The following is an 11291-nucleotide window of genomic DNA, read 5'->3' on the forward strand; positions in this document are numbered from 1 at the left end:
AAGGAGGATATTTAACAGACGTTAAAGCACTTGAGCAACGTTTAATTCAGGCATTTACAGAACGGACGGGTAGTGCACCAACAGGTGATATGATTGGCATGATCGTTTGCCGTAATGCAGGTATTTATTTTAGCCCAGTGAATTTCTATTTGGGTTTTGATAAAGCACAAAATCCTAGCCATCTATTGGCAGAAGTATCAAATACGCCATGGGATAAACGCCATTACTATGGGTTTTTATTAGATGGCGCAAACACTGAGTTTTGTCACGATAAAGACTTTCATGTCTCACCTTTTAATCCCATTGACCAGCAGTACCAATGGCAAGTAACGATTAAAAAGGCAATAAAAAATACTGTCATAAATGAAGTGAAAAGTGAGATAAAAGAGCAGTCTGACCAATGTTTGGATATTCGTATCGCTATCAATATCAGCGATAAGCGCGGTGAGGTATTAAAAACGGGTATAAAAATGTCAGGTGTGCCAATGACAGCGTCGACGATTTCTGAAAGTTTGCGCAAAAACCCACTGATGAATGTGACTTCTTTAATACGTATTTATGGGCAGGCTTTTAAACTCTATGCCATTAAAAAAGTACCTTATATTAATTACGATGAAACATTAGCCGATAGCCAGCAGCACAATGGCAATAATAAGCGTGAGCATTAACTGTTATGCCACAGGTTCAAAGATTCAAGACTTTAGCTTAGAGCGCTTACTATTGAACACTTATATAAGGATGGATAAATGATGTCAGCAAGACTAGCAAGCAAGGCACCCGTATCAAAATTAGGAAAAATCACTGCTCACATCAATCAAACGGTTAATGACAGTGCTATTTTGCAGCCAGTTAGTAATAGCGTGAATTATCTGGCGCGAAAAGCCATATTCCGAGCTTTGAAGCACATTCAATTTGGTAGTATTACTATCATTGAGGATTTTGTTGGACAGGAGTCTAAGCCGCATCATTTTGGAAAAGCCTCTTCTAGCAACATAAGTAGCTCAGCTATTGGTCGTCATGCATTGGATGTGACGCTGACCATTCATGATAGCAGCGTCTATCGTCAGCTATTATTTGGTGGTTCTATTGCACTAGCGGACAGCTATATCAATGGCGAATGGGATACGGATGATTTAACGGGTTTGATTCGATTAGCAGCGCGTAATTTGGCAGTGCTGAATCAATTAGAAAACCGTTTTGCGGGTATTAGTAAAACATTTGAGCGGGCAAATCATAAGTTACGAAGCAATGACAAGTCTGGCTCAAAGTCCAATATTTTAGCGCATTACGACTTGGGTAATGACATGTATCAGCGTTTTTTAGACGATACGATGATGTACTCATCAGCAGTCTATAAAAATGTAGATACGACATTGGCTGAGGCGCAGCAGCACAAACTGGCGCTGATTTGTGAGCGTCTACAACTCACGGCTGAAGACCATGTAATAGAAATCGGGACTGGTTGGGGCGGTTTTGCTATTTATGCGGCGCAGCATTATGGCTGTCAAATAACCACAACGACTATCTCAGACGCGCAATATGAAGAGGCGCAGCGCCGTGTCGAACTGGCTGGACTTTCGGATAAAATTATCTTACTGAAGCAGGATTATCGCGAGCTAACAGGACAGTATGATAAATTAGTCAGTATTGAGATGATTGAGGCGGTCGGACACGAGTATTTACCGACGTTTTTTGCCAAATGTAATAGCCTGCTGAAGCCAACGGGATTAATGGTGCTACAAGCAATTACCTTTAATGACCAAAATTATCAGGACTATATAAAGTCAGTCGATTTTATCCAGACACATATTTTCCCCGGTGGCTGCTTATTGTCCAATCAAGAGCTGACGACGCAGTTTACTGAGCAGACCGATATGGTCATCAAACAATTGCATGATTATGGTTTTGACTACGCTTTTACGCTGCGTGATTGGCGCGGTGCATTCATGTCGCAGCGTGAAGAGATAAAAGCGCTCGGTTATGATGAAGCATTTATTCGCTTATGGGAGTTTTACTTTTGCTACTGTGAAGGGGGCTTTTTGGAGCGGACGATTGGAGTCGTGCAAGTAACTGCAGTAAAACCAGATAATATTGATGCATGGCATTCATAGGCTGCATTTTTATTCCCTATTATAAAAGGATATTACTATGGGTTATATTTATATCTATCTTGCTTCTCTTGTCATATTTTTGGGCATTGATGCGGTCTGGCTTAAGACTATGACGGGGCTGTTTTATGAAAAACGTATCGGACACTTGCTTGCTGATGAGCCAAACATGACTGCTGCTGGCGTGTTTTATCTGTTTTATCTGCTGGCGCTGTGTATCATTATTTTATACCCACAAATTAGATCAAACGCGCCGCTTCACCATATTTTCTTGTTGGGCGGTTTGATAGGGTTGATGGCTTACGGTACTTATGATTTCACCAGCTTAGCCTTATATAAAGGTTTCACTTTAGACACCGCTTTGGTCGATTTTGCTTGGGGCGGTATTCTGACAGGTACAGTGAGCGTTATTGTGGCGTGGCTTGCTTATCGTTTTCATTGGTTGAGCTAGTCTATTATTTAATATGAATTGACTATATTTGCGCTGTCGCAGTTGCTGCTGTATAAATGACACTTAATAATAGATTTTTCCCCTTAAGGAACATTATGTCGCAATATAACACCAGCTCCACCGCCAAAAGTGTCCCATTAAACCATGAGCTATACATGTCAGTACTTATGACCCCTGATATGGCCAATTTTATTGGTAATGTCCATGGTGGGGATTTACTCAAGATGCTGGACCAAGTCGCTTATGCCTGTGCCAGTCGCTATAGCGGTAGTTATGTAGTGACATTGTCAGTTGATCAAGTGATGTTCCGTGAGCCTATTCATGTTGGTGAGTTGGTGACGTTTGCGGCTAGCGTCAATTATGTCGGCAAAACTTCAATGGAAGTCGGCATTCGAGTAGAGGCAGAAGATGTACGTGCACGTACGGTTCGTCATACCAACAGTTGCTATTTTACGATGGTGGCGATTGATGAAAATCGTAAGCCCACGCTAATCCCTGAGCTTGAGATTAAAGATGCCTTGCAACAATGCCGATTTGACGCAGGCTTAGAGCGCAAAAATATACGTATGGAAGGCTCGCAACGTATCAGCTGTGACATTAATAAATTTACCAATAAAGTAGCAAGTGAAGAATCTGCTCATTAATGCAGACAATAAACAAACTCTCACCAAAGCATTACTGATAAGAACAGGTTTTTTGACTACAGTAAATGGAATCTAAAGTAACTAATAGATCAGCTAGTGTCTATCTATAACTAGTCTGGTTTTATACCTTAAACCATCCATTTATTGAGACTCAGATGAGTTTAAAACCGCCAGAATCCAATTCAAAAGATGAGCCAACGCCGTGCGCTGATACGAGCGGCATTGGTCGCTCTCGCGCTCAAAACCCCTTTAATGCTCCAGATAAAACCGATTCTGACCACTCTAAATCTGTGCCAAGCCATGATGACAAAAAATCGAGCTCACTAATAACGGTTTTGATTGCAGTTGGTGCCAATCTTATTATTGCGATTGCCAAAACAGTAGCAGCGTTTATGACGGGTTCCGCTTCCATGATAGCGGAATCGGCGCATTCTTGGGCAGACGCGGGCAATGGTACCTTATTGATCGTTGCAGAGAAAAAGTCGATTAAACTTGCTGATAAAAGCCATCCACTCGGCTACGGTAAAGAGTCGTATGTATGGTCGATGATTGCCGCGTTTGGCGTCTTTATGGCAGGTTCAGTAGTATCTATTTATACCGGTATTACTGAGTGGAATGCAGCTGAGACTGAAACCGACTATACCATCGGTTTTATTATCTTGGCAGTCGCCTTTGTACTTGAAGGCTTTTCTTTGACACAAGCATATTTGCAAAGTAAAAAGCAGGGTGAAGTGATTAATGTCAGCGCCATTGGCTATGTGATGGACACCTCTAATCCCACCTTGCGCGGTGTGTTCTTTGAAGATTTGGCGGCAGTAGTAGGTTTGGTCATAGCGGCAGCTGCGATGGCAATGCACGCCTATACCGGCGAGCCATTTTGGGATGCGCTTGGGTCTATCATTGTCGGTATATTGCTTGCAGCGGTAGCCGTCTTTTTAATCAGTCGTAATCGTGATTTTTTGGTGGGGCATAGAGTTTCAGAAAAAATGCACGATTATGTTTTATCCGAGCTTATTAAGCATCCAGATATTGACAGCGTTTCTTACTTGCATTTGGAGTGGGTAGGTCCCAAAAAAATATTTATGGTCGCGGCGGTCGATATTGCTGGCAATCAACATGAACACGAGATTGCGCACAAATTTGAAAGTATAGAAAATCAGTTTCGCAGTTATGAATTATTTCAAGAAGCTATTTTGACCTTGTCTGTCCCTAACGCTGAAATTTTACGTTTACCTAAGAATGAACATCCATAATTCGTAATCTATAATCCATAATAAGAATGAAAACATAATATGAAAAGTTCTTTAAAGCCGCTAACAAAATATCCCAATCGCCGCTCAGAAGTAGTATCACCGTTATTGGCACTAGTAGTGGCGACCTTAATGTCAGCTACTGCTGTACAAGCCAATGCAGAATTAATCGTACACAGTGACGCCAATCGAACTCAACAAACAAAAACGGTTACATCAGCACCTTATAGCGTGAATAATATTGATGAAGCACAAAGTGTTAACCGCCCGTTACCTACTGATATCTCTATCATTAAACTGATGCAAGTCATGCATATTGATGAGCAAATACAATCTATCGTCGATGGTAAGCAAGCGGCTATCAATGCAATTAATACGCAAACTCAGAATCAACAGAAGACTGATAAACCGTTGAATAAACGTCAACGTGAGCTACAAAATCAGATCCAAAGTGTGTTAGGTCAATATGCCAAAATCATGACCAATGGGATAGGTAATACGGCAGATATTCAAACCTTGACGCAAGCTTATATCAGTGCTGCAAAAACTTACTATACGCAAGCGGAAGTAGATGCCCAAATCAAATTTTACGACACCGCTGTCGGTCAAAATATCTTAGCAAAGCAACCGCAAATTACCGCTGCTTTTTTAAAGCAATCTTTACCGCAAGATACATCAGAGACAGAAAATCAGTTGAGTGAGCTGTTGCCGCAGATGAAGCAAATCGTGAAAGGTGTTTTTTAGGCTATCTGCTGCTAACCTAATTATTTTTAACTTAGTTATTTTTAAATTCGATATTTTGAAGCCAACTTAAAAAACAAGCATGCATAAAAAAGGTCACCTGTATGGTGACCTTTTTTATGTTTAGCAGATAAGTTGATCTTATTTTTTCGAGGTATCTTTTTTTGAGGTATCTTTTTTCGGGGCATTTGCACCGATAAACCAAGCATCTTTATCAACAGTACGGCTCACTTCAGTCAATAAATCAGCGGTATCTTCATCGCCGGCATCACCAGCAGCATCAATCCCTTTACGCAAAGACGCAGCAATGGTCTTATAGCGATTGGTCAGCTCACGAACATGCTGGTCAACGTCAGTAATATCAGTTGGGTAAGTCTTTAAGATAGAGTCCTCAACGACACGCTTAGAGATACCATTAGCTTTACCACCAAGGATAACAATGCGCTCAGCGACCGTATCATAAGCTTCAGTCAAGCGCGCATAAGTATCATCTAATAACTGATGCACACCGATAAAGCCAGTACCTTGCAAATTCCAATGGCATTGCTTGCTGTCCATACTCAAATCAATCAGATTTGCTAGGTTCGCATTCAACAGATTAATCATTTTCTTTGCGGTTGCGTCATCTATTCCACTTGCGTAACGTTCTCTCATGTTTTGCTCCATTATTTTATTTTAATAAATTTAGGTTTCTAATTAGTACCTAGTTATCAACAGCTCTTTAAATTTTTATTTATTAAGTTGTTGCTGACTGCTTATAAATTCACTATCGATAATAACAGCTTAAATAACAGATGGAACTCTAAGTTTTAGGCTTTATACAATGGTCGTGTACTGAGTTTGTTAATCATGAAAACCTTTGTAAATTTAACCGCTAAAATAGATGCTTTGATAACAATCCGTGCACGCGCCAGCATATTCAATCTTATTAAAATTTGATTTAATTGACGTTAAGTTAAGAATAGTCATACGTATTTTAAATCCTATAAATATTTAGTCCTTTGGTCTAATACCTTTCTCCGCGAATTTATCAAACAACTGTTGCTGGGTTAAGTTGACTGTGTCATTGGAAAATTCATAATAATCAGGTTTTCTATCAATGAAAATCTGGCTCTCGAAAGTAAGGTTTGGATTTTCTTGAAACAATCAAGCGACAGGACATAAGTCTCAGAGCCAAGCTGATGATAATAGAGATTGGTGCCGCATTTATGGCAAAACGCGCGCTCCGCCCATGCTATAGACAGTCATTGAGTCTTCGCCCTGAAAGTCAGGTTTTGAATGGCTATGTATTGCCATTAATGGTCTGCTGCCCAAACGACGACACATCGTGTAATGGCACGCCTCAAAGGTATTGATATCTTCTAATTCGATGGTGACGTTACCGCACAGACAGTGACCTTTCATAACTCTTTCCTTGATTGATTGTCATTGAACTATACCTGAGTTTCTATGCTTTTTATTGAGTGTCTGTGCATCCATTTGTGGACGTTTAGCGCAATAAATGACCTTTAAAAATAAAGGTTTAACCCCATAGTGTTATAAACCTAACCTCTTATAAAAAATCAGGAAGACAGCCATTATGCGAATGCCTGAACCGCGCTCGTCGCGTCAGTTAAACCAATTAGCCACTCAGCTGCAAGGCGAAGCTGAAATTAGTGGTGTCAACGCGTCAGGGACGCAAATATCAAGTCGCGCCTTTGAGATGGTCACCGAATTTGAGACAGCAGGCGATCAACCGCAAGCGATTAAAAAGCTCGTCAACGGTATCAATGTTGGTATGGATGAGCAGTTATTACTGGGTGTGACGGGTTCTGGTAAGACGTATACCATGGCAAAGGTTATCTCTGAGACGCAACGTCCCACCATTATTATGGCGCATAATAAGACGCTTGCTGCTCAGTTATATGGTGAATTTAAATCGTTCTTTCCCAATAACGCGGTTGAGTATTTTGTCAGCTATTATGATTATTATCAGCCGGAAGCGTATGTTGCAGCCAGTGATACCTTTATCGAAAAAGACAGTGCTATTAACGATCATATTGATCAAATGCGACTTTCAGCGACACGTGCACTACTTGAGCGTCGTGATGCGATTATCGTTGCGTCAGTATCGTGCATCTATGGTTTGGGTGATCCAGAAAGCTATCTAAAAATGCTACTTCATGTCGTCGTGGGCGATAACATAGACCGTACCGCAACGATTAAACGTCTGGTTGAAATGCAATACACGCGTAACGAGCTAGATTTTGGCCGCGGTACTTATCGTCTGCGCGGAGAGCTGCTAGATATCTATCCTGCTGAGTCTGAGCAGTTAGCCGTGCGTGTGCACTTATTTGATAATGAAGTCGAAAAAATTACTTGGTTTGATCCTTTAACAGGGAAAACGGTGCGTACGGTGCCGCGTATTACTATCTATCCAAAGTCGCATTATGTGACACCGCGCAATAAGTTAGAAGCTGCCAGTCATACGATTCGCGCTGAGCTTGAACCACGTTTAGAGTATTTTCGCGAAAACAATAAACTGATTGAAGCACAGCGCCTTAAAGAGCGTACCCAGTACGACTTGGAGATGATTCAGCAGCTTGGCTACTGTAACGGTATCGAAAACTATTCGCAGCATCTCTCTGGTCGTCCGTCAGGAGAAGCGCCACCGACGTTGTTTGATTATATTCCAGAAGATGCGCTGCTATTCATTGATGAATCCCACGTGACGGTATCGCAAATTGGTGCGATGTATAAAGGTGATAGATCGCGTAAAGAAAACCTCGTTAATTATGGTTTTCGTCTACCAAGTGCGATGAATAACCGCCCGATGAAGTTTGAAGAGTGGGAACGTATCAAGCCCAAGACCATTTATGTCAGCGCCACGCCAGCGTTGTATGAGCTTGAGCACAGCGAGCAAGTGGTTGAGCAAGTCGTGCGTCCAACGGGTCTGATTGACCCTGAGATTGAGATTCGTCCGGTACTGACGCAAGTCGATGATGTATTATCTGAAATTACCAAACGCCGTGAAAAAGATGAGCGCGTATTAATCACAACCTTAACCAAGCGTATGTCAGAGGACTTGACCAGCTATCTAAAAGAATACGATGTCAAAGTCGCTTATCTGCATTCGGATATCGATACCCTTGAGCGCATGCAAATTATCCATGAGCTGCGTACTGGTGTGCATGACGTGTTGGTCGGTATTAACTTGCTACGTGAAGGTCTAGATATGCCTGAAGTGTCATTGGTAGCGATATTTGATGCGGATAAAGAAGGCTTTTTACGTTCTGAGCGCGCGCTTATTCAGACTATTGGTCGTGCTGCCCGTCATATTAATGGTAAAGCGATTCTCTATGCCGATCGCATTACCAACAGTATGCAAAAAGCGATTGATGAGACCGATCGTCGCCGCGAAAAGCAAGTGGCATTTAACCTTGAGCATAACATCACGCCAACAGGCGCGCGCCGTAGTATCACAGATAAAATCGATACGGGCGATGACCATGATGCCAACGATAATCAGATGATTCCAATTAAGAGCAATCTGCCTGATGTCGATATCAGTATCTTACGCAGTCCTGATTTATTGGCTAAAGAAATCAATCGTCTTGAGAAGCTTATGAAGCAAATGTCACGTGATCTTAAATTTGAAGATGCAGCGAAGACTCGTGATAAGGTGCTAGAGTTAAAAGCGCATTTGATTTAGAAAAATTGTAAACATAAGGTAGGATAAATAAGGCGGGTTGGCTTGTAGCTGGCTCGCTTTTTTATTATTGATATTTTTTAGATTAAGCTATTTCCATACCAGTACCACAAGATTTAATTAAATAAACTCAAATAAATTAGGACCCATATGATTATAGAGTTGTTAACGGCTATTTTAGTTATTTCTACAATAGCCTATTCATTTTTGACGTATAGAATATCAAGAAGTAATAAAGAAACGGTCGATATCATGAAAGAACAGACAGAGGCTATGTCTCGCCCCTATATAGTTATTGAACCATTTGTGAGACCAAACACACCATTGCTTTATCTAAAAATAGTTAATACTGGTAAAACTTCTGCTAATAACTTACGTCTTTCAATTAGCAATGATTTTTATCAATTTGGTGAAGAGAATAAAAATATTAAAGACTTTCCAGCGTTTTGTTCGACTATAGATAGTTTCGCACCTAATCAGCAGTTAATTTTTGCATTAGCTCAAGGTTTTCTTATATTTGGTGAGTCTAATAGTAAGTTACCTAAACAATTTTCCATCACTGCTAACTACAGCTTTGGGACGCGCGAAGTAATAGAAACGAATCATATAGACCTAAGAGCTTATGAATTAAGTAAGGGTTTTAAAGACCCTGTTGTAGAAGAGTTAGGTAAAATAAGAGAACAATTAAAGAAGCTAAAAGTGTAGTTTTAAATCTCGTAACTTCTTAAATTTTTTTACAGTTAAGCTTAGAGTGGATAAAGAAAGGCTGGCTAGTATTTGAAGCCGCACCCGATATTTATGCAGAGAGTAAAAAGGCTGAATGATCATAGCTTGAAAGCATTATTTGGTAACTTACACCTGGTATTTCATAGCGGTATAGATGATAACAAGTGACTGTCTCTTGTGTCGAAATAAATCAATATCAGGGTGAAAAGATAGAGCTTTATAGTTGTAGATTAATAACTAATATTTGGCGGTTACAAAACTTGTGTTTATACCAAATGCCACTTAATATGATATCAATGAGCAGTAACAATCTTATAACCACTGACATTGAGGCGTATCATCCATCATGAAAAATAATAAATTCTTAGAATTAAATGCGAATGAAAACTCACTAGGCATGTCAGATTCTGCCAAAAAAGCCATTATAGAGTCTTTAGGTGAGGGCTTTCGTTATCCAGATAATCCACGCGCGGAGCTCATTAGCAAAATTGCCACCATCCATGGTGTGGCAGAAAACCAAATCTCATTAGGTAATGGCTCGACTGAAAATATTCGAGCTACCTTACAAATGTTGCAAAATAAAGCATTAAAAGAGGGCAGACAGTTTCAAATGGTGATTCCTGTTCCCACTTTTGATTGTGCAGAGAGGTATGCAAATTCCATTGGCGTGCCTGTAGTCAAGATACCATTAACCGCTGAAAACTATGATTATGATTTTGACGAACTAAAAAAAGCAGCTGACGATTTTGATGGCATCAGCCTACTTTATATTTGCAATCCAAACAACCCAACTGGAATTATTACCTCAACGGAAAAGCTTAAAACTTGGGTAAGTAATGCACCAGACAACCATTATTTTTTATTAGATCAAGCGTACTTAGAGTACGTGTCAGATCCAAGCTTTGAGAGTGGTATTGAGTGGGTAAAACAAGGATTATCAGACAACCTTATCGTTATTCACACTTTCTCAAAATTATGTGCCTTAGCCGGTATGCGAGTAGGCTATGCGATTTCCAATCCGCAAGCTATTGAGACTGTTGAAGCATTTATGTCTAGGGATAACACCAACTTGTCAGGTGCGGTTGCCGCTATTGCGACGTTAAATGATGCAGAGTTTTTAGCGCTAAGCTTACGCAATACCAATCAATCGCGCCAGATGATTGAAACAGTATTAGACGATCTTGGACTGCGCTACTTACCATCACAGACCAACTTTATTTTTCATGAAATAAAAGGCGATTTAAAAACTTACATTGATAGAATGCGAGACAATGGCATCAAGGTTGGTCGCGAGTTTCCACCTGTTACAGGCTTCAACCGCCTAACGCTTGGCACGCCTAAGGAGATGGAAGTATTCATTAAAGTACTAAAGTTGTTTCGTGAAAAAGGCTGGGTCTGATTGATTTAAAGCTCATAAGTACAGACAGAATTTTTAAGATATTTACATAAAATATGAGCGATAAGCTAATAAACACCATTCTGGTTGTAGTGATAAAGCTAAACACGCTAACACATAAAAAAGGAGGACTATACAAAATAGTCCTCCTTTTTTATTAACTTTAATAATACTCAAATCGCTTTGGATTTTCTATACTAGCCATTTATTTAACGATACTCGAATAACAACTCTGCAATGATTTCGCTACGACTCTAGCCACCAATTGTACGCGATATTGTGGGTCT

General features: G+C 40.3%; 11 protein-coding genes. 9 read left to right on the top strand and 2 right to left on the bottom strand.

What is annotated here, in order from left to right; all coding sequences use genetic code 11:
- The 6 genes from VLN09_RS08490 to VLN09_RS08515 form a co-directional block, all read left to right on the top strand.
- Nucleotides 1–668: DUF1365 family protein (locus VLN09_RS08490; RefSeq protein WP_325245560.1), on the top strand; the 668-nt coding region annotated here is incomplete at its 5' end.
- 78 nt (nt 669–746) lie between these two features.
- Nucleotides 747–2111: a cyclopropane-fatty-acyl-phospholipid synthase family protein gene (locus VLN09_RS08495; protein WP_325245562.1), complete on the top strand. Its 1365-nt coding sequence runs from the start codon at nt 747–749 to the stop codon at nt 2109–2111.
- A gap of 37 nt (nt 2112–2148) precedes the next feature.
- Complete coding sequence (locus VLN09_RS08500) at nt 2149–2559, top strand: DUF2177 family protein (protein ID WP_325245564.1); 411 nt, start codon at nt 2149–2151, stop codon at nt 2557–2559.
- 95 nt (nt 2560–2654) lie between these two features.
- Nucleotides 2655–3203 carry an acyl-CoA thioesterase gene (locus VLN09_RS08505; RefSeq protein ID WP_325245566.1) on the top strand — a complete coding sequence of 183 codons (549 nt, stop codon included), beginning with the start codon at nt 2655–2657 and terminating at the stop codon, nt 3201–3203.
- A gap of 155 nt (nt 3204–3358) precedes the next feature.
- A complete protein-coding gene (locus VLN09_RS08510; protein WP_325245568.1) occupies nt 3359–4456 on the top strand; it encodes a cation diffusion facilitator family transporter in 1098 nt (365 codons plus the stop codon).
- Nucleotides 4457–4495: 39 nt separating this feature from the next.
- On the top strand, nt 4496–5197 hold the full coding sequence (locus tag VLN09_RS08515) for a DUF2059 domain-containing protein (RefSeq protein WP_325245570.1): 702 nt from the start codon (nt 4496–4498) through the stop codon (nt 5195–5197).
- 138 nt (nt 5198–5335) lie between these two features.
- On the opposite strand, the gene dps is transcribed toward VLN09_RS08515, so the two are convergent.
- Nucleotides 5336–5848 (bottom strand): DNA starvation/stationary phase protection protein Dps, encoded by a 513-nt coding sequence (dps, locus tag VLN09_RS08520; protein WP_325245572.1) that lies wholly within the window; start codon nt 5846–5848, stop codon nt 5336–5338.
- A gap of 552 nt (nt 5849–6400) precedes the next feature.
- Entirely contained in the window at nt 6401–6598 is a 198-nt protein-coding gene (locus VLN09_RS08525) for a hypothetical protein (protein ID WP_325245574.1), read from the bottom strand.
- A 175-nt stretch (nt 6599–6773) separates the two neighbouring features.
- Here VLN09_RS08525 and uvrB point away from each other — a divergent pair, with 175 nt between their 5' ends.
- From uvrB to VLN09_RS08540, 3 genes are all read left to right on the top strand, one after another.
- Complete coding sequence (uvrB, locus tag VLN09_RS08530) at nt 6774–8885, top strand: excinuclease ABC subunit UvrB (RefSeq protein WP_325245576.1); 2112 nt, start codon at nt 6774–6776, stop codon at nt 8883–8885.
- A 147-nt stretch (nt 8886–9032) separates the two neighbouring features.
- On the top strand, nt 9033–9587 hold the full coding sequence (locus VLN09_RS08535; protein WP_325245578.1) for a hypothetical protein: 555 nt from the start codon (nt 9033–9035) through the stop codon (nt 9585–9587).
- A gap of 367 nt (nt 9588–9954) precedes the next feature.
- Nucleotides 9955–11007, top strand: a complete 1053-nt coding sequence (locus VLN09_RS08540) for a histidinol-phosphate transaminase (RefSeq protein ID WP_325245580.1) — start codon at nt 9955–9957, stop codon at nt 11005–11007.
- The last annotated feature ends 284 nt before the right edge of the window (nt 11008–11291 follow it).

It is taken from the genome of Psychrobacter sp. (assembly GCF_035469765.1).
Lineage (GTDB): Bacteria > Pseudomonadota > Gammaproteobacteria > Pseudomonadales > Moraxellaceae > Psychrobacter.